At 72.0% G+C, this 18,438-nt stretch carries 17 protein-coding genes; 10 read left to right on the forward strand and 7 right to left on the reverse strand.

Features of this window, described 5'->3' with window-relative positions; translation table 11 throughout:
• The first annotated feature begins 62 nt into the window (after positions 1-62).
• The gene (locus OG965_RS22955; RefSeq protein ID WP_371653953.1) at positions 63-599 is read left to right on the forward strand and encodes a SigE family RNA polymerase sigma factor; all 537 of its coding nucleotides are present in this window, start codon (positions 63-65) and stop codon (positions 597-599) included.
• Between the two features lie 72 nt (positions 600-671).
• A complete protein-coding gene (locus tag OG965_RS22960) occupies positions 672-1,913 on the forward strand; it encodes a hypothetical protein (RefSeq protein ID WP_371653954.1) in 1,242 nt (413 codons plus the stop codon).
• Positions 1,914-1,958: 45 nt separating this feature from the next.
• Here OG965_RS22960 and OG965_RS22965 read toward each other — a convergent pair whose 3' ends face one another.
• A complete protein-coding gene (locus tag OG965_RS22965) occupies positions 1,959-3,656 on the reverse strand; it encodes a bifunctional 3'-5' exonuclease/DNA polymerase (RefSeq protein WP_371653955.1) in 1,698 nt (565 codons plus the stop codon).
• 60 nt (positions 3,657-3,716) lie between these two features.
• A complete protein-coding gene (locus tag OG965_RS22970; RefSeq protein ID WP_371657029.1) occupies positions 3,717-4,550 on the reverse strand; it encodes an NAD(P)H-binding protein in 834 nt (277 codons plus the stop codon).
• A gap of 106 nt (positions 4,551-4,656) precedes the next feature.
• Between OG965_RS22970 and OG965_RS22975 the strand changes: the two genes are divergently transcribed.
• The 3 genes from OG965_RS22975 to OG965_RS22985 all read left to right on the forward strand — a co-directional run bounded on the left by OG965_RS22975 (position 4,657) and on the right by OG965_RS22985 (position 8,700).
• Positions 4,657-5,076: a winged helix-turn-helix transcriptional regulator gene (locus OG965_RS22975; RefSeq protein WP_371653956.1), complete on the forward strand. Its 420-nt coding sequence runs from the start codon at positions 4,657-4,659 to the stop codon at positions 5,074-5,076.
• A gap of 5 nt (positions 5,077-5,081) precedes the next feature.
• The gene (locus OG965_RS22980; protein ID WP_371657030.1) at positions 5,082-6,212 is read left to right on the forward strand and encodes a DUF2786 domain-containing protein; all 1,131 of its coding nucleotides are present in this window, start codon (positions 5,082-5,084) and stop codon (positions 6,210-6,212) included.
• Between the two features lie 376 nt (positions 6,213-6,588).
• Positions 6,589-8,700, forward strand: a complete 2,112-nt coding sequence (locus OG965_RS22985; protein ID WP_371653957.1) for an FUSC family protein — start codon at positions 6,589-6,591, stop codon at positions 8,698-8,700.
• A 50-nt stretch (positions 8,701-8,750) separates the two neighbouring features.
• On the opposite strand, the gene OG965_RS22990 is transcribed toward OG965_RS22985, so the two are convergent.
• Positions 8,751-9,254, reverse strand: a complete 504-nt coding sequence (locus tag OG965_RS22990; protein WP_371653958.1) for a hypothetical protein — start codon at positions 9,252-9,254, stop codon at positions 8,751-8,753.
• Between the two features lie 241 nt (positions 9,255-9,495).
• Here OG965_RS22990 and OG965_RS22995 point away from each other — a divergent pair, with 241 nt between their 5' ends.
• The gene (locus OG965_RS22995; RefSeq protein ID WP_371653959.1) at positions 9,496-9,735 is read left to right on the forward strand and encodes a DUF397 domain-containing protein; all 240 of its coding nucleotides are present in this window, start codon (positions 9,496-9,498) and stop codon (positions 9,733-9,735) included.
• Between the two features lie 106 nt (positions 9,736-9,841).
• Here the strand turns inward: OG965_RS22995 and OG965_RS23000 are convergent, their stop codons facing one another.
• Positions 9,842-10,345, reverse strand: coding sequence for an ATP-binding protein (locus OG965_RS23000; protein WP_371653960.1), 504 nt, complete (start codon positions 10,343-10,345; stop codon positions 9,842-9,844).
• A 311-nt stretch (positions 10,346-10,656) separates the two neighbouring features.
• On the opposite strand from OG965_RS23000, the gene OG965_RS23005 reads away from it, so the two are divergent.
• The 3 genes from OG965_RS23005 (at position 10,657) to OG965_RS23015 (ending at position 13,753) form a co-directional block, all read left to right on the forward strand.
• Entirely contained in the window at positions 10,657-11,520 is an 864-nt protein-coding gene (locus tag OG965_RS23005; protein WP_371653961.1) for a helix-turn-helix domain-containing protein, read from the forward strand.
• Positions 11,521-11,642: 122 nt separating this feature from the next.
• A complete protein-coding gene (locus OG965_RS23010) occupies positions 11,643-13,100 on the forward strand; it encodes an aldehyde dehydrogenase family protein (protein ID WP_371653962.1) in 1,458 nt (485 codons plus the stop codon).
• A 50-nt stretch (positions 13,101-13,150) separates the two neighbouring features.
• On the forward strand, positions 13,151-13,753 hold the full coding sequence (locus OG965_RS23015; RefSeq protein WP_371653963.1) for a PadR family transcriptional regulator: 603 nt from the start codon (positions 13,151-13,153) through the stop codon (positions 13,751-13,753).
• A 183-nt stretch (positions 13,754-13,936) separates the two neighbouring features.
• Here the strand turns inward: OG965_RS23015 and OG965_RS23020 are convergent, their stop codons facing one another.
• Positions 13,937-15,367, reverse strand: a complete 1,431-nt coding sequence (locus tag OG965_RS23020; RefSeq protein WP_371653964.1) for a glutamate decarboxylase — start codon at positions 15,365-15,367, stop codon at positions 13,937-13,939.
• 15 nt (positions 15,368-15,382) lie between these two features.
• Positions 15,383-15,748 (reverse strand): YbjQ family protein, encoded by a 366-nt coding sequence (locus OG965_RS23025; protein WP_190092586.1) that lies wholly within the window; start codon positions 15,746-15,748, stop codon positions 15,383-15,385.
• A 175-nt stretch (positions 15,749-15,923) separates the two neighbouring features.
• On the opposite strand from OG965_RS23025, the gene OG965_RS23030 reads away from it, so the two are divergent.
• A complete protein-coding gene (locus OG965_RS23030; RefSeq protein ID WP_371653965.1) occupies positions 15,924-16,625 on the forward strand; it encodes a DedA family protein in 702 nt (233 codons plus the stop codon).
• A 96-nt stretch (positions 16,626-16,721) separates the two neighbouring features.
• Here OG965_RS23030 and OG965_RS23035 read toward each other — a convergent pair whose 3' ends face one another.
• A complete protein-coding gene (locus OG965_RS23035; RefSeq protein ID WP_371653966.1) occupies positions 16,722-18,365 on the reverse strand; it encodes a threonine/serine exporter family protein in 1,644 nt (547 codons plus the stop codon).
• Positions 18,366-18,438: the final 73 nt, after the last annotated feature.

Genomic DNA, 18,438 nt, shown 5'->3' on the forward strand with positions numbered 1-18,438 from the left:
ACATTCCCGGGCCCCCGTCGCGTCAATGAGGTGTAGGGGAGGTCAACGGGTCGGGGGAGAGCATGAGAAAGCTGGGGCAGCCGAGGCAGCCGAAACAAGCGCGTACGGATGAGTTCCTGGAGTTCGCGTCAGGCAGAGCGAACCACCTCTTCCGCGCCGCGTGCCTGCTGACCAGCGGAGACACTCATCTCGCCGAGGACCTGGTGCAGGAGACGCTGGGCCGGATGTATGCGCTGTGGGGCCGGATCTCCCGGATCGACAACCCCGCGGGATACGCGCAGACGATCCTCGTGCGCACGTTTCTCACCCACCGTCGACGGCGCTCGGCCGACGAACGGCCCATAGGGGAACTGCCGGACCGGCCCGCGACCACGGACGGGGACCCGGCACTGCGGCTCGCGTTGCTTGACGCGCTCGCCCGGCTCGCACCCAAGGACCGCGCGGTGGTGGTCCTGCGGTACTGGGAGGACCGCAGCGTCGAGGAGACGGCCGAGGCGATGCGGGTCAGCTCGGCCGCGGTCCGCACCCGCTCGGTGCGCGCGCTGGCGAAGCTGCGCGAACACCTGGGCGGCAGCCTGGCGGAGCTCGCGGCGCTCTGACGACCACGCACCACGCACCACGCACGACTGACCACCGACCACTGACCACGAAGCGAGGAGTGGGGTTCCACCATGCCTTTTGAAGACCAGCTCGGTGACGCGATGCGCAGCACCGGCGACGGCTTCGTCCCGCAGGACAGCCACGCGCTGCTCGACGGCGCCCTGATCAGGGGCCGCCGCCGGTTGGCCCGGCGCCGGGCCGCCACGGTGACCGGCAGTGTGGTGGCGCTGGCCGCGGTGGGCCTCGGCGGCGCCTGGGCGGTCGGGCTGGTCGGCGGCTCGTCCGGCGGCTCGAACGGCTCCGGCGGTGCGGCCGCGTCCGTGGCGGCGCCGCCCAAGTCGACCCTCCCGCAAGGGGTGTCGGTCGGCGCCGAACAGATGATCAAGAATCTCATCGCGCTCCTCCCGCACGGGAAGACCAGTGCCGAGCAGGGCAGTGGCACGGGTGGCCCGGATGACAAGCCCAAGATGCCGACCGCTTCGGTCGTCTTCGACGACGGCAAGGGCAAGGGGTCGATCGGGATCTCGCTCAGCACGATCGATCCGGCGGGCCAGGGTGCCACCGGGTATGTGACCTGCCCGTCGAAGGCGATCACGGACTACGACCACTGCACGGCCGAAGTGCTGCCCGACGGCTCGCGGTTCATGTTCTTCCAGGGGTACGAGTACCCGGACCGCCGTGAGGAGACGAAGAGCTGGCGGGCCACGCTGATCACCCCGAAGGGCGTACTGGTCGACGCGAGCGAGTACAACGCCGCCGCCGAGAAGGGCGCGAAGACAAGCCGCGTCGACCCGCCGCTGACCGGCGCGCAGATGAAGGCGCTGGTCACGGCCGAGGTGTGGAAGACGACCATGGCGGGTGCGAAGGTGCCGCGCCCGGAGGCGGTGCACCCGGCCGAGCCGAGCGGGGCCTCGATGCAGCGCGAGCTGGTCGCCTCCCTGCCGAAGGGACTCAAGGTCGTCGATCAGGGCAACCAGGGCGGCTATGCGTTCGCGGTCGTGGACGACGGCAAGGGCAAGAGCCTGGTCGGCATCAACGTCCAGCCCGGGATGGGAGACGTGCCGCTGCAGGGCGAGGTGTCGACGCTCCCCGACGGCACCCGGGTCGGCGAGGAGCAGCGCCCGGGTGAGAAGGGCGGCGCGGGCGTGGTGTGGTGGACGGTCGACACGATCCGCAAGAACGATCTCCGCGTGGTCATCAGCGCGTTCAACACGGGCAACCAGCACGCCCCGGCGACCCGCGCCACTCCCGCACTGACGATGTCCCAGCTGAAGGCGATAGCGCTGGATCCGAAGTGGGAGAAGCTGACCTAGGCGGGGGCGTGATGCCTGGGCCGGGCCGGGCCCGGGCGGGGCGCCTCACTTCGCCTCCGAATACCGCTCCACCACCGCCGTCGTGAACGGGAACCTCACCGGGGTCTCGCCGAAGGCGATCCGGCCGGCCAGCTCGCCCGCCGCGCGGATCGCCTTCACCACCTGGGGAGCCTCGGCCTCGGGGCAGTGCACGATGACCTCGTCGTGCTGGAAGAAGACCAGCTCGGCCCGCATCCCGGCGGCGGCGAGCTCCTGGCGCAGCGCGGCGAGCAGCAGCAGTGCCCAGTCGGCGGCGCTGCCCTGGACGACGAAGTTGCGGGTGAAGCGGCCCCGGGCGCGGGCGTTGGTGGACGCGTATCCGGGGGTGAACTCGCCGTCCGGGGAGGGAAGTTCGCCGCCGCCCTCCTGGGGGAGGCCCGCCTCGCCGTCGTCGCCCGCTCCGGCCGCCGGCGGGCTGGTCCGGCCGAGCCAGGTCCGTACGAGACGGCCCTCCTCGCCCGCCTTCGCGGCGTCGTCCACATACGCCACGGCCCGGGGGAAGCGGCGGCGCAGGGCGGCGAGGTTCTTGAGGCCGTCGCCGGACGTCTGCCCGTAGATCGCGCCAAGGAGGGCGATCTTCGCGTGGTCGCGGTCGCCGGAGAAGGCGCGGTCGGACAGGGAGGTGTAGAGGTCGCCGTCGTGCCCGGCCACCTCCATCAGCCCCGGGTCGCGGGAGATCGCGGCGAGCACGCGCGGCTCCATCTGGTCGGCGTCGGCCACCACCAGGCGCCAGCCCTCGTCGGCCACGACCGCCTGTCGGATGACCTTGGGGATCTGGAGCGCACCCCCGCCGTTGGTCGTCCAGCGGCCGCTGACCGTGCCTCCCGGGGTGTACTCGGGGCGGAAGCGGCCGTCGCGCACCCAGTCGTGCAGCCAGCTCCAGCCGTGCGCGGTCCAGATCCGGTACAGCTTCTTGTACTCGACCAGCGGCGCCACGGCCGGATGGTCGATCTCCTCCAGGGCCCAGCGGCGCGTGGAGGTGATCCGGAAGCCCGCCTCGGCGAACGCCTTGATGACGTCCGCGGGCAGATCGGGCCGGACCCGGCGGCCGAACGCGGTCGACACCTCGTCCGCGAGCTCGGCCAGTCGGCGGGGCTCACCGCCGCCCGCGTACCGCTCACCGAGCAGTTCGTGCAGCAGCGCGCGGTGGACGTCCGCGCGCCAGGGCAGGCCCGCCAGGTTCATCTCGGCGGCCACCAGCATCCCGGCGGACTCGGAGGCGGTGAGCAGCCGCATCCGGCCGGGGTGCTCGGCCTTCTCGTGCCGCCGCTGCTGCTCCGCGTACACCTCGACCAGGGCTTCGAGGGGCAGGGTGGTGCTGCTCGGCGGCTCGAAGAGGGGGGACTGGCGGCCGGGCTCGGCGGCGCGGGCGGGCGGGTCCGCCGGTACGGGCAGGTGGTGCAGCCGGGCCCAGGCGGCCGCGGCCGAGCGGGGCTCCCCGAGGCGGCCCTCGTGGCCGAGGAGAAGCAGTTCGGCGGCCTCGATGTCGTAGCACCGCTCGACGCGGACGCCTGCGGCGAGCAGGCGCGGGTGGAGGTCAGCGGTGGAGCGCCATACCCAGCGCCCCACGTCAGGCCGAGACCGGACCGCCCCGGCCAGATCGGGCTCGTGGACCACGGGCCCCTCGGGCAGCCCGTCCCGCCCGAGGGCGACGAGCCGCGCGCCGCCGTCCTCGGTGGGGTCCAGTGCCCATTTCTCGTCCACGAGTGCGAGTGTGGCACCGGCCACTGACAACGGCGTTCCGCGGCGCGGCGCCGGGCGGGGCTACCGGTCGGCTGCGGCCCCCACCACGGCGTTCACGGCCTCCGCGTACACGTCCAGCGGGTCGAGCGGCGCACGGCCCAGGAGGTCGTGCAGCTCGCCCGTGTCCGTGGTGGCGAGGAAGCCGCCGGCGATCGCCGAGTACGTGCCGACCAGCATCGGCACCTGGAAGTCCAGCGCCCCGGACGCGGAGATCCGCTCGCGTGCCGCGGCCAGGGTCTCGGGCTCGTACGCCGTCCCGGTCGCGGCGGCCAGCTCGGCGCCGCCGATGGCGCGGGGGCCGACCAGTTCGTAGACCCGGCCCGCGTGCGGGGCGGGGTCGAGGGCGACGCGGGCCGCGATCTCGGCCAGGTCGGCCCGGGCCACCGCCGCGAGGCGGCCGTCGGCCAGGGGTGCGGTGAGGCGGCCGTCGGCGCCGGGGGCGGCGAGGAAGGCGAGGAGCTCGGAGTAGAGCCCGTTGCGCAGGACCGTCCACTTCAAAGAAGTGGACGCGCTCAGCCGGCGCTCGGTCCAGCGGTGGGCGAGGGCGTACGGCAGGTGGTCGCCCGCGCCGGTGAGGCTGGTGTAGACGACGTGGCGCACCCCCGCCCGTTCGGCCGCCGAGATCGCGCCGTCGTGGCGGGCGATCACGTCGTCGTCCTCTCCGTAACCGGCGGAGATCAGCAGCAGGGTGTCGACCCCGGCGAACGCCCGGGGCAGGGACTCGGGGTCGTCGAAGTCGACGCGCCGGGCGCCGGGCAGCGGTGCGCGCGTGCCGAGTACGACGTCGTCGCGGTCCGCGAGGCGCTCGGCGACGAGTTGGCCGAGTCCGCCGGATACACCGGTGACGAGCAGCATGGAGGACCCCCAAGGGATGAACGCGCACAGGGTTCTGTTCGCGGTGGTGTTCGACAACTGCGACCATCGTGTCCGGTCCGGCACGCGCGCGTAAGGAGGCACTTCGATGTCAGTGGGGCACACGGAGGTAACCACCCCCGAGAGCCGACGGGTGATCACCGACCCCGTGATCAGCTGCGAGACCCCGCAGGACGAGTGCGGGGTGCGCGATGTGCTCGACCGGCTCGGGGACAAGTGGTCGGTGTACGTCGTGGTCGAACTCGCCGCGGGCGTCAAGCGGTTCCGCCAGCTCCAGCGCGCCGTGCCCGGCATCTCGCAGCGGATGCTGACGCTGACCCTGCGACGCCTTGAGCGCGACGGTCTGGTGGACCGGACGGTGTACCCGACCGTCCCGGCGCAGGTCGAGTACGAGCTGACCGAGATGGGCCACAGCCTCACCCACCTGGTCAAGGCGCTCGCGGACTGGTCGATCGGCCACCGGGACGCGATCACCCGGGCCCGGCAGGACTGGGACGCGGCGCAGTGACGACAGTGGAGCGAGCGCTGGCCGCCGCGCTGTACGCCGAGTCCGACGCGGACCTGGACACGGGCGCTTCGCTGCTCGCCGCCGATCCGTCCGCCGACGCCGAGCTCGCCCTGCGCGGGCAGGAGCTGATCGGGCGGACGTGGGAGCGGGGATGGCAGCCGGCCGATGTCGTACGGATGGTCCGGCGCGAGCTGGCGGAGCCGCACGTACGGCTGGCCGTGGAACTCGTCCTCGTACAGCTGAAGCGGTACGAGCGGCTGCCGGCGCGGTGGGCGGAGCAGGCCGGGGCTCTCGCGGACGCCGACCGGGGTGCGGGCGACCGGGCCGAGGACCGCTTCACGCGCGCGACGGCGGTGCTTGAGCTGTACCAACTGCTGCTGCGGCTGCCCGCGATCGAGCCGGTGGGGCCGGTGCCGGGGACGCCCGTGCACCTGCCGCCGGCGCACGGCGAGCCGAAGGCACTGACGCGGATCCGGGCTCTGCTCGCCAAGGCGGAGGCGACGGAGTTCCCGGAGGAGGCGGAGGCGCTGAGCGCCAAGGCGCAGGAGCTGATGGCGCTGCACAGCATCGACGAGGCGGTGCTGGCGGCGGGCGGCCACCGGGGCGACGCGCCGGGGGCGTGCCGGATCGGGGTGGACGCGCCGTACGAGACGTCCAAGGCGATCCTGCTCGACGCGGTCGCCTCGGCCAACCACTGCCGGGCGGTGTGGAACGGGGAGTTCGGCTTCTCCACGGTCGTGGGCTTCGAGGCCGACCTGGAGGCGGTCGAACTGCTCTACACGTCGCTGCTGGTGCAGGGGACCGCGGCGATGACGCGGGCGGAGGCGGCGCAGCGGGCGGGCGGGCGGCGGCGGACGAAGACGTTCCGTCAGTCGTTCCTGCTGGCGTACGCCAACCGCCTGGGCGACCTCCTGTCGGCGACGGCCCGCCAGGTGGAGTCGACGGCGTCCGCCACGCTGCTGCCGGTGCTCGCCACGCGCGCGGTGGCGGTCGCGGGGCGGGCGGAGGAGATGTTCCCGCGGACGGTACGGACGCGGGTGCGGGGGGCGACGGACGAGGCGGGCTGGCAGGACGGCACGACGGCGGCGAACCGTGCCCACCACGCACCGGCCCGCCGGGGCTTGCCCCCGGGCTGACCCCATTCGCCGGGGGCTTCGCCCCGGACCCCCCGTGTTTGTCTGCGGGTCCGGTGGGGGCTGGTCGCGCAGTTCCCCGCGCCCCTTTTTGGCCCGGTGTTTGTCTGCGGGTCGGTTGTGGTTGCTCGCGCAGTTCCCCGCGCCCCTAAAGGCAGAACGGGGTCCGGGCAAAATCAGCCCCTCCGGCGTTTGAGGAGCGGGGTCCGGGGCGGAGCCCCGAAAGCGGGGTGCAGGGGCCGCAGGCCCCGCAAGCGGGTGCAGGGGCGCAGCCCCGCCCGGGGGTCCGGGGGCGAAGCCCCCGGGAAACCACCCTCACCCCCACCCACCCCCGGAGGGTTAAGGGAACGGGCGGGGTGGGGGAGTTACCCTCGGCCCCATGAGCTGGCTCCGCGCGCTGAAGGAGACCGCGCGTTCGGGGCTGAGCGTCGAGCGGCGACGGCTGGAGCCCGCCGTCGCGCTGCGCGGCGCCGCCGGACTCGCCCTCGTCGTCGGCGTCAGCCTCGTCGCCCTCGGCCCCACCGCCGCCGTGAGCTCCGCGTTCGGCGCGTTCCAGGCCGCCATCGCCACCTTCCAGCGCAGCTGGCGCCCGCGCCCGGTGCTCGCGCTCGCCTCCGGCGCCAGCCTCGCCCTCTCCACCTTCCTCGGCTACCTCGTCGGCGCCCACTCCCCGTTCTTCCTGCTGCTGCTCGCCGCCTGGACGTTCGCCTCCGGTCTCGCCTGGGCCGTGGGCCCCACCGCCGGGATCATCGCCTCCTCCAACGTGGCGATCATGCTGGTCACCGTCACCCTGCCCACCTCGATCGCGGCCGCAGCCGGGCACGCCGCGATGATCGCCGTGGGCGGCGTCGTCCAGGCGGCCCTCGTCGTGCTCGTCCCGATCCGCCGCTGGGGCGCCCAGCGCGACGCGCTCGCCGACGCCCTCGCCGCCGTGGCCGACTACGCCCGACGGCTCCGGCACGACCCGCGCGCCCCGTTCGACCCGCAGCCCCTGATGACCGCGCGGCTCGCCGCCGCCGTCACCCCCCGCGAGGCCCGTCGCCGCCCGGCGGAGCTGCACGGATCCCGGGGCGTGGCCGAGCGCATCCGGCCGGTTCTCGCCTCGCTCGCGGACCCCGCGCTCGGCGTGCCGGAGGAGGGTCCCGAGCGCGACCGGGTGCGCGAACTGCTCGGCGCCGCCGCCTCCGTGCTCGACGCGGCCGCCCGCGCGATCCGGCACGGCGAGGCCGTCCGCATCCCCCCGCCCGCCGAGGCCGCCCTCAGGACGCCCGACACCGGCGCGATCCTCAACGGCCCCGCCTTCCGCGCCGCCACCCGGCTGACCGCGCTCCTCGGCGATGTCGTGGAGACGGCCGAGGGCACCGGCGGCGACGGGTCCGAGCCGCTGCTGCGGCCCACCCTGCCCCGGCTCGTCCCGCTCGCCCTGCGGACCATGCGCGCCGAGCTGGGCCGCCGCGACTCCCCGGTCTTCCGGCACGCCACCCGGGTCTGCGCGGTCGCCGCCGCCGGGTACCTCCTCGGCAAGGCCCTGCCGCTCGGCCACGGCTACTGGGCGCCGATGGCCTCCGTCATGGTGATGCGCCCGGACTTCTCCCAGACGTACTCCCGGGCGGTCGCCCGCTTCGGCGGCACCCTCGTCGGCGTCGCCCTCGCCACCGGCCTCGTCCAGTTGACCCATCCCGGCCCCGGCCTGTCGGCCACGCTGGCGGTGCTCTGCGCGTTCCTGATGTACCTGCTGATGCGTACGGGATACGCGGCGGCCAGCGCGTGCACCTCCGCGTACGTGGTCTTCCTGCTCGGCACCGGCGGCCTCCAGTGGACCCAGACCGTCCCCGACCGGGTGCTGCTCACCCTGCTCGGCGGGGTGCTGGCGATGGCCGCGTACGCCCTCTACCCGGCCTGGGAGACGCCCCGGCTGCGGACCCGGCTGGCGGACTGGCTGGCCGCCTGCGGGCGGTACGCGGCGGCCGTCGCCGACAGATACGCCGACCCCGCCGCGCCCGCCGACGAGGTGCGCCGCGCGCTGCTCGACACCCGCGCGGCCCGGGTCGCCTGGCAGGAGGCGCTGGAGCGGGCCACCCATGAACCGGTGCGCCACCGGGGGCTGTCCAGGGCCGCCGCCGAGGGGGCCGGGCACGCGGTGGGGCAGCTCGGCCGGATCGCGATGCTGATGGAGGCGCACGTCCCCGAGCGCGGCGCGGCCCCGGTCCCGGCCGCCGCCGCGTTCGCCGGGGCGCTGCGCGGGGACACCGAGCGGGGTGCGAAGGCGGTGCGGGAGCGGCGGGTGCCGCGGTGGGGCGAGGCGGAGAAGGCGCTGGCCGCGTGGGACGGCGAGGGTCCGCCCGCCGGGTCCGCCCGTGTCGTACGCAAGGGCGCGGGGCTGCTCCTCCACTGTCTGGAGGAGCTTTCGGACGCGCTCGCCCCGCCCGCCCCGCCGATGGCCCTCAAGGACGCCGGGCCGCCGCCGCCCTCACGGCAGGCAAAGTCCTGACGGCAAGGTCCTGACAGCAACGTCCTGGCGGCAACGTCCTGACCGTCGGGTCAGGGGGTCGGCAGTCCCGCCGTCGGGATGCCCGTCGGCAGCTTCCCGTCCAGCTCCGACTTGGTGAAGGTGTCGGTCTTGCCGCCCTCCCACTTCACCGTGAGGGTCTTGCCGTCCGCGCTCAACGAGGGCATGCCCGCCGCGCGGTCGGTGTTGCCGTCGGCGCACTTCAGCTCGATCATCGCCATGCCGTTGTCGCTGACCGTGCCGCTGCACGTGTGTTCGCCGCCGAGCGCCACGGTCGTCCCGCTGATCACCAGGGCGGTGGGCTTGCCCTGGAGGACGGCCGCCCAGGCTCCGGCGATGTCCTTGGCGGCCACCTTGCCGCCATTGCCACTGCCGTTGCCGCTGCCGCCGCTCGTGCTCGGGCTGGCGCTCTGCCCGGTGCCGCCGGTGCTCTTGTCCTTCGGCTTGTCGCCGCCGTCCGAGCTGGAGCACCCGGCCAGGGCGAGACAGGCGGCGAGAGCCACGGCGCCCGCCCCGGTACGTACATGCCTGTGCACTGCGAAATCCCCTTGCCTCAACGGTTCCCGGACGCGACAAGCTACCAGCGCGTGAACCAGGTGGGCGCGGGACGCGTCTATACCCAGTGGACGAGGAGTCCAACCCGGTGGAATGCCTGTAACGGCCCGAGTACCGCGCGTGCACGTGCATATGCTCATGCAGGCGCACATGAACACGGCTATGATCCGGGGCAGTTGACCTTTCACAGATGCACGCCTGCACATCCCCCCGGGAGCGACCTTGCACCACGCGTACAACGGCATGGCGGCAACGGAGCTTCAGGGTGTCGTCTGGCAGAAGAGTCGGCACAGCAACTCCCAGGGGACCTGCGTGGAGTTCGCCAGGCTGGCGGGCGGGAGGGTCGCCGTCCGCAACTCGACGTTCCCGGACGGGCCCGCGCTGGTCTACACGCGCGCGGAGATCGAGGCGATGCTGCTCGGCGTCAAGGACGGCGAGTTCGACCACCTGATCACCGACTGAGCCCACTGGCCCAATGGCCCACTGAGCCCACTGGCGCACTGAACTCCGAAACGCGAATGGGCCCCCGTCCGGGGGCCCTCATGTCGTACGGGTGAGAAGTGCCGGGTCAGTCGGCCGGCTGGAGGCGGAACAAGGCCCAGACCACCTTGCCGCTCAGCGTGCCCGTGAGCGGGTGCCAGCCCCAGGAGTCGCTGAACGAGTCCACCAGGAACAGGCCGCGCCCCGACTCCGCGTCGCAGTCGTCAGATCCGGGCGAGGACGGGCTGTCCATGCTGGGGTCGCGTACCGCGCACACCAACCGGCTGGTCCAGCGCATCAGATGCAGCCGCACGGGCGGCGCGTCGGACTCGCGGGCGGTGTCGGCGGGCAGCGCGTGGCGCAGGGCGTTGGTGACGAGCTCCGAGACGACCAGGGCCACCTCGTCGAAGCGCTCCGACAACTCCCACTGGCCGAGGGTCTTCTTGGTGAACTGCCTGGCACCGCCGACGGCTTCATAGCGGGCGGGCAGCGCACAGGAGGCGGAACTGGCCACGGCGGATGGGTCGATGGGCGGGAGGGCCTGCCTTAAAGGCTCCAACGGCTCCAGCATGGTCGATCCATTCGTCCCCATGCGAGGCACTCCCGGGATTCGCGGCCGTGGCGGTACAGGCGAACGTGGCGTACAGCAGAACAGAACGCAGGACACAGCAGGACACAAGACGAGCACGCAGGTGCGCGGGGACCATGGTTCCGAATGCCCGCTCCTGATGCAAGGGCAGATGCACGTGCACGTGCCAGACCTGTCCAACCCCGTGGTGATTGTTGCTCATTTCTTCCCAAGGCCGATTTCGGAGCTTGACCATTTCCGTAATCGATTGAGTACGGGGTGAAGCGTTTTGGTGGCAGACTGCCGTGCACCGTCGGTTGGGGAGGGACAGCGAAGTGACCGCAGGAGAGTCGAGCGGGTCGGTGGTCCGGCGCATTCTGCTGGGCTCACAGCTCAGGCGCCTGCGCGAGTCCCGGGGCATCACCCGTGAGGCCGCCGGGTATTCGATCAGGGCGTCCGAGTCGAAGATCAGTCGTATGGAGTTGGGGCGGGTGAGCTTCAAGGCAAGGGATGTCGAAGACCTGCTGACGCTCTACGGGGTCACCGACGACGCCGAGCGCGCGTCGCTCCTGGGGCTGGCGAAAGAGGCCAACATCGCGGGCTGGTGGCACAGTTACGGCGATGTGCTGCCCGGCTGGTTCCAGACGTACATCGGCCTGGAGGGCGCGGCCTCGCTCATCCGGATCTATGAAGTGCAGTTCGTCCACGGCCTGTTGCAGACCGAGGCGTACGCCCACGCCGTCGTCAGGCGCGGCATGCCCAACGGCTCCAACGCGGAGGTCGACCGCCGCGTGGCGCTGCGCCTGGAGCGCCAGAAGGCCCTCGTCTCCGAGCGCGCGCCGAGGTTCCACGCCGTCCTGGACGAGGCGGCGCTGCGCCGCCCGTACGGCGAACGGGACGTGATGCGCGGCCAGTTGAAGCACCTCATCGAGGTGTCCGAGCAGCCGAACGTGACCCTCCAGGTGATGCCGTTCAGCTTCGGCGGGCACGCGGGCGAGAGCGGGGCCTTCACCCTGCTGCGCTTCCCGGAGTCCGACCTCTCCGACATCGTCTATCTGGAGCAGCTCACCAGCTCCCTCTATCTGGACAAGCCGGAGGAGGTCGCCCAGTACGAAAGGGCGATGGAACGGCTCCAGAAGGACAGCCCGGGGCCGGAGGAGAGCTGCGATCTTCTCCGCGGACTACTCCAACTCATCTGATACGTCAGTACGATGACGTCACATCAGGGTTGTGTACCAGAAGCGGGGGACACAGTGGACGCGACGACGAACACGTTCGCGACGGACACGGTGGCGGCGCAGTGGCAGCAGTAAGGGATGGCATGTCCTTCTTCACCGACCTGGCCCACCAGTACATCGACGGCGAGTGGCGCACCGGCAGTGGGTCGTGGGACATCATCGACTTCGATCCGTACAACGGGGAGAAGCTCGCCGCCATCACGGTCGCCACGGTGGACGAGGTCGACGAGGCCTATCGCGCGGCCGAGCGCGCCCAGATCGGCTGGGGTGAGACCAACCCGTACAGCCGAAGACTGGTTTTCGAGCGCGCGCTGCGGATCACCGAGGAGCGCGAGCCGGAGATCATCGAGGCGATCGTCACCGAGCTGGGTGGCACCCGCCTCAAGGCCGGGTACGAGGTGCACCTCGCCAAGGAGTTCCTGCGCGAGGCGATACAGCTGGCGATACGGCCGGAGGGCCGGATCCTGCCCTCGCCCGTCGACGGCAAGGAGAACCGCGTCTACCGGCTGCCGGTCGGCGTGGTCGGGGTGATCAGCCCCTTCAACTTCCCCTTCCTGGTGACGCTGAAGTCGGTCGCACCGGCCCTGGCGCTCGGCAACGCCGTCGTCATCAAGCCGAACCAGAACGCGCCGGTGGTCGGCGGCGGCCTCATCGCCAAGATCTTCGAGGACGCGGGCCTGCCGGCCGGGCTGCTGAACGTGCTGGTCACGGACATCGCCGAGATAGGCGACGCGCTGATAGAGCACCCGGTGCCCAAGGTGATCTCGTTCGCCGGCTCCGACCGCACCGGCCGCCATGTGGCCGCCGTCGCGGGCAGCCACTTCAAGCGGGCCATCCTGGAGCTGAGCGGCAACAGCGCGCTGGTGGTCCTGGACGACGCGGACATCGACTACGCGGTCGAGGCGGCGGTTTTCAGCCGATTCGTCTACCAGGGCCAGGTCTGTATGGCCGCCAACCGCGTCCTGGTGGACCGGAGCATCGAGCAGAAGTTCACCGAGAAGTTCTGCGCGCGCGTCGCGGCCCTCAAGACCGGCGACCCGGCCGACCCGGCCACCGACATCGGCCCGGTCATCAACAACTTCCAGGCGGACGCGCTCACTTCGCTGGTCGACCAGGCCCTGGCCGAGGGCGCCACCGCGCTCGTACGGGGCCGCACGCGCGGCAGCCTCGTCGAGCCGACCGTCCTGACCGGACTGCCCGAGGACTCCCCGCTGCTGCGGCAGGAGATCTTCGGCCCGGTGGTGCTGCTGCTCTCCTTCGACGGCGAGGAGGAGGCGGTACGGATGGCCAACGACAGCCCGTACGGACTGAGTGGCGCCGTGCACACCGCCAACGTGGAGCGGGGCGTGCGGTTCGCCAAGCGGATCGTCACCGGGATGATCCACGTCAACGACTCGACCATCCAGGACGAGCCGCTGGTGTCGTTCGGCGGCGAGAAGTACTCCGGGCTCGGGCGGCTGAACGGCGACTCCACGATCGAGGCGTTCACCACCCAGAAGTGGATCTCCGTGCAGCACGGGAGGAGCCAGTTCCCGTTCTGAGCGACGAGCTGGTTGCTCTCGCGAACGGCCGAGGTCATAGGCTGACGCGCATGTCAGCGATCCGACTCCTCGTCCTCGGCGCGATCCGCCAGCACGGCCGGGCGCACGGCTACCAGGTCCGCAACGACCTGGAGTACTGGGGCGCCCACGAGTGGTCCAACGCCAAGCCCGGCTCGATCTACCACGCCCTCAAACAGATGGCGAAGGAGGGCGTGCTGCACGCCCACGAGATCGCGCCGAGCACGGCGGGCGGTCCGCCGCGCACCGAGTACGAGCTGACGGACGCGGGCCGCGAGGAGTACCTGAAGCTGTTGCGCGCGGCGCTGACCTCGTACGACCAGAAGATGGACATGCTCTCGGCGGCGATCGGCTTCATGGTCGACCTGCCGCGCACGGAGGTGGTGGCGCTGCTGCGCGACCGCCTGGAGCGGCTGGCGGCGTGGCGCACCAGGGTGACGGAGCACTACACCCCCGAGGAAGGCCCCGAGTCCCTCGGCCACATCGGCGAGATCATGAACATGTGGGTCCACTCGGCGGACGGGGAAGCGGAGTGGACGGGGGGCCTGATCGGCCGGATCGAGGGGGGCGCGTACACGTTCGCGGGCGAGGGCGACCCGTTCGTGGCGGTCCTGGCGGACGGGGGCGCCCCATAGGGGGCGGGGAACGGCGCGAGCAACCACGCACGATCCGCAGTCGACCAGGGGTTTTAAGGGGCGCGGGGAACTGCGCGACCAGCCCCCACCGGCCCGCAGCCGAACACGCACCCCGCGACAGCGGCACCGCACCCCGCGACAGCGGCACCGCACCCCGCGACAGCGCCCCGCACCCCGCGAGGGTCAGTGGTGGAAGGCCGTGGCCACCGACGAATCACGGCCCAAGGGGGCCGGCTGCCGACGCAGCTCGGGAAGAAGCCGCCCCAGATCCTCCACCAGCATCGCCGCCAGGTCCGACGAGAACCCGTTGCGGCACACCACCCGCAGCACGGACAGATCCTCCCGGTGCGGCGGGAACGTATAGGCGGGCACCAGCCACCCCCGCTCCCGCAGCCGCCGCGACACATCGAACACGTCGTACCGCTTCACCTCCGGCGTCGTGGTGAACGCGAACACCGGCAACTCGTTCCCGCGCGTGAGCAGCCGGAAGTCGCCGAACGCCTCGACGTGCTCGGCGAGAGTCCGCGCCACGTCCCGGGTGGTCTGCTGCACCGCCCGGAAACCCTCCCGCCCCAGCCGCAGGAACGTGTAGTACTGGGCGACCACCTGCGCCCCCGGCCGGGAGAAGTTCAGCGCGAACGTGGGCATGTCGCCGCCCAGGTAGTTCACCCGGAAGACCAGCTCCTCCGGGAGCTCCTGCGCCGAGCGCCACAGCGCCCACCCCACGCCCGGGTACACCAGGCCGTACTTGTGCCCGGACGTGTTGATCGACGAGACCCTGGGCAGCCGGAAGTCCCACACCAGGTCCTCGTCCAGGAAGGGCGCCACCATCGCCCCCGACGCGCCGTCCACATGGACCGGCACGTCAAGACCCGTACGCTCCTGCAACGCGTCGAGGGCCGCGCAGAGTTCCGCGATCGGCTCGTACGATCCGTCGAAGGTCGAGCCGAGGATCCCGACCACGCCGATCGTGTTCTCGTCGCACAGCTCGGCCGCCGCCCGCGGGTCGAGGTGGAAGCGGTCGCCCTCCATCGGGACCTGGCGCGCCTCGACCTCCCAGAAGGCGCAGAACTTCTCCCAGCAGACCTGGACGTTCACGCCCATCACCAGGTTCGGCACCGCGTCCCGCCCCGGATAGCGGTCCGCGTTCCGCTTCGCCCAGCGCCGCTTGAGCGCCATCCCGGCGAGCATGCACGCCTCGCTCGACCCCGTCGTGGAGCAGCCCACCGCCCCGGCCGGGTCGGGCGCGTGCCACAGGTCCGCGAGCATCGCCACACAGCGCCGCTCCAGCTCGGCGGTGCGCGGGTACTCGTCCTTGTCGATCATGTTCTTGTCCCGGCACTCCGCCATCAGCACCCCGGCCTGCGGCTCCATCCAGGTGGTGACGAAGGTGGCCAGGTTGAGCCGGGAGTTGCCGTCCAGCATCAGTTCGTCGTGGACGAGCTGGTACGCCGTGGAGGGGGCCAGCGGCCGGTCCGGCAGCCGGTGCCGGGGCGGCGCCGACGTCATGGAGCCGACCGGGTCGGCCTCCCCGAAGAACGGGTTGAGGGCGAGCCGCCCGTACTCCTTCTCGTGCTCCTGCGCCTTCTTGTGGCCGCCCGGGTGCAGTGCCATGGCTGTTCCCCCGCCTCAGAGCTTCGTGATCACAACCGCCGTTCCGTACGCGCAGACCTCCGTCCCGACGTCGGCCGCCTCGGTGACGTCGAAGCGCATCATGAGGACGGCGTTCGCCCCACGCGCGCGTGCCTGCTCGACCAGCCGCTCCATCGCCTGGTTCCGGGTCTGCACGAGCGTCTTGGTCAGCCCCTTCAGCTCGCCGCCGATCATGGACTTCAGTCCGGCGCCGATCTGGCTGCCGAGGTGGCGGGAGCGGACGGTCAGGCCGAAGACCTCTCCGATGACCTGCTGGACCTGATAGCCGGGTACGTCGTTCGTCGTCACGACCAGTACGTCGGACTGCGCGCCCTGCCCGCCGCCGTATTCCTCGATGCCCATCGCGCCCGCCTTCCGGAGATCCTGGGACTCAGCTTTGTACCCGCCCGGGCACAGCGCATCCCCAGGAACCCGGTGGAACCTGGATTGGGCCGAACGCGTTGATAGTTTTGGCCCCGTCAACGCGCGCTTACGCGCGTCCCCTCGCCCAGACCCCTGACCCAGGAGCCCGGAACCCGTGACCAACCTCGCACTCGGTCCGAGCTGGCTGGACCCCGACCAGCTGCTGTCGTCCTTCGGCCTGGCCGGTCTGCTGGTGATCGTCTTCGCCGAGTCCGGCCTGCTCATCGGCTTCTTCCTGCCGGGCGACTCGCTCCTGTTCACCACCGGTCTGCTGGTCACCAGCGGCAAGATCGACACCCCGCTGTGGCTGGTCTGCCTGGCGGTCGTGGCCGCCGCCGTCCTCGGCGACCAGGTGGGCTACCTCTTCGGCCGCAAGGTCGGACCGTCGCTCTTCAACCGGCCGGACTCCAAGCTCTTCAAGCAGGAGAACGTGGAGAAGGCCCACGAGTTCTTCGAGAAGTACGGTCCGAAGTCGCTGGTCCTTGCCCGCTTCGTGCCGATCGTGCGGACGTTCACGCCGATCATCGCGGGCGTGAGCCGGATGAACTACCGCTCGTTCATCACGTACAACGTGATCGGCGGCGCGCTGTGGGGCGCGGGCGTGACGCTGCTCGGCGCGGCGCTCGGCAACGTCGAGTTCGTGCACAAGCACATCGAGCTGATGCTGGTCGCGATCGTGCTCGTCTCGGTGGTCCCGATCGCGATCGAGTTCCTGCGGGCCCGCTCCAAGGCGAAGAAGGCGGGCCCGGGCGGCCCCGGTGCGGCAGGCCCGTCCGGCCCGCCCGCACCCCAGCGCCGACGCCACGCCAAGCGGTAACGCTTCGCTGGAGGCGTTGTCGGTCGGCTGCGGGCCGGTGGGGGCTGGTCGCGCAGTTCCCCGCGCCCCTGAGGTGGACCCCCGCAGCCGGGAAGGCTAGAACCCCCGCGTCCGCTTCGCGGCCTTGCGCGCCTCCGCGCCCGGCGCCTTGAGGAACATCCGGGACATCTCGCTTCCGAGGTTCACCCCGATCGCGATGGCCATCGCCAGCGCCGCCGCCTTGGCGATGTTGGCGAGGCCCTGGTCCCGGTGGTTCTGGGCGATCGCGAGCACACCGAAGTAGGTGGCGCTGCCGGGCAGCAGCGGGCCGATCGCGGCCGTCACGTACGGCAGCGCGGAGGTGTTGCGGTAGCGCGCGAGCAGCTGGCCGAAGAGGCCGACCAGGCCGGCGGCCACCGCCGTCGCCATGATCGGTGAGCCCTTCGCGGTGACCGCGATCGACGCGTAGATCACCCAGGCGATCCCGCCGTTGACCGTCGCGATCCACACGGTGGACCGTTCCTGCTGGAGCAGGACGGCGAAGGTCAGGCACAGCGCCATCGACGCGAGCGTCTGCACGACGGGCCGCTCGATGGGGCTCAGCGCCCCCTCCGGGTTCAGCTTGGCGTCGACCTGGAGCCCCCCGTACAGCACGGTGAGCACGCCGATCACGATCGCCACGAAGAAGTAGGTGACCTCAAGGAGGCGGGCCGAGGCGGTGATGTAGAAGCCGGTCAGACCGTCCTGCACGGCGGCCACCAGCGCCCGCCCCGGGATCAGGGCGAAGAGCCCACCGGTGATCACCGCCGAGGGCCGCAGGTCCCAGCCGAGGAGGCTGAGCGCCACCCCCATCGCCGCGGGAGGCATCGCCGCCACCACGAACTGGTAGAACTCGGGCAGTCCGCGCGCCGCGCAGAGCCAGGCGAGCCGGTCGCCGAGGATCGCACCGGCCGCGGCCAGCAGGAACACCGTGACACCGCCGCCCACCAGCACGGAGGCCGCCCCGGCGAGCCCGCCCGCGGCCATGGTGAGGACCCAGCCGGGGTACGGGTGCCGGTTGCGGCGGATCTCCGCCAGCCGGCGGTAGGCCTCTTCGAGGGTGACGTCGTGGTCGGGGCTGGTCATGTCGGTGACGAGCCGGTGCACGGCCGCCAGGCGCGTGTAGTCGGTGCCCCGGCGGCGTACCGTCCGGTTCGCCGTGACCGGGTCGTCCACCAGGGACGGCTGGTGGGTGATGGACAGCAGGGTGAAGGTCACCGTCGGCTCGCAGCGGTCCAGGCCGTACGAGCGGCAGATCGCGAACATCGCCGCCTCGACGTCCTCCGCGCCCTCGCCGCCCGCGAGCAGCAGCTCGCCGATACGCATCGTCAGGTCGAGCACGCGCGGCACGGCGGGCCCGGACTCGTCGGTCTTCAGGGCCGTCTCCGGCACCGGCCGATCGCCCACCGGCATCCGCAGCATGGTGCGCATCCGGTCCTGCCAGGGCGCGTCCTTGGAGAGCCGCACCAGCGGCAGCCCGGCGGTGGTGACCATCGGGGACGGGGCCTCGCGGGCCGAGTAGGTGCTGGGCAGCGCGAAGGCGGAGGCGGGCTGTTCGACGGCGGGCTCGGGCTCCGGCACCCCGGCCGGCAGGGCGAACTCGGAGGTCGGTGAGTCCTCCTCGGGGGGGCCGGGCTGATCCACCCCGTCGGGAGCCGCGAAGGCGCTGCGCGCCTCGTCCGAGGGCGGCTTGCGCTCCTCGGACTCCTGCTGCTCAGCCACCCCTTACCTCCCTCCGGGCCCTTCCGTACGCATGCGTGTGCCCAGTATGTGGGCGATCATCAAGTCGTACGAC

Origin of the sequence: Streptomyces sp. NBC_00224, assembly GCF_041435195.1 — a bacterium.
Taxonomy (GTDB): Bacteria; Actinomycetota; Actinomycetes; order Streptomycetales; family Streptomycetaceae; genus Streptomyces.

Excerpts from the sequence above, each read along its gene's own strand:
- OG965_RS23015 (WP_371653963.1), top strand. The coding sequence starts at position 13,151 with ATGTCAGCGATCCGACTCCTCGTCCTCGGCGCGATCCGCCAGCACGGC.
- OG965_RS22975 (WP_371653956.1), top strand. The coding sequence starts at position 4,657 with ATGTCAGTGGGGCACACGGAGGTAACCACCCCCGAGAGCCGACGGGTG.
- OG965_RS22985 (WP_371653957.1), top strand. The coding sequence starts at position 6,589 with ATGAGCTGGCTCCGCGCGCTGAAGGAGACCGCGCGTTCGGGGCTGAGC.
- OG965_RS22960 (WP_371653954.1), top strand. The coding sequence starts at position 672 with ATGCCTTTTGAAGACCAGCTCGGTGACGCGATGCGCAGCACCGGCGAC.
- OG965_RS23020 (WP_371653964.1), bottom strand. The coding sequence starts at position 15,367 with ATGGCACTGCACCCGGGCGGCCACAAGAAGGCGCAGGAGCACGAGAAG.
- OG965_RS22955 (WP_371653953.1), top strand. The coding sequence starts at position 63 with ATGAGAAAGCTGGGGCAGCCGAGGCAGCCGAAACAAGCGCGTACGGAT.
- OG965_RS23025 (WP_190092586.1), bottom strand. The coding sequence starts at position 15,748 with ATGGGCATCGAGGAATACGGCGGCGGGCAGGGCGCGCAGTCCGACGTA.
- OG965_RS23010 (WP_371653962.1), top strand. The coding sequence starts at position 11,643 with ATGTCCTTCTTCACCGACCTGGCCCACCAGTACATCGACGGCGAGTGG.
- OG965_RS23000 (WP_371653960.1), bottom strand. The coding sequence starts at position 10,345 with ATGGGGACGAATGGATCGACCATGCTGGAGCCGTTGGAGCCTTTAAGG.
- OG965_RS22970 (WP_371657029.1), bottom strand. The coding sequence starts at position 4,550 with ATGCTGCTCGTCACCGGTGTATCCGGCGGACTCGGCCAACTCGTCGCC.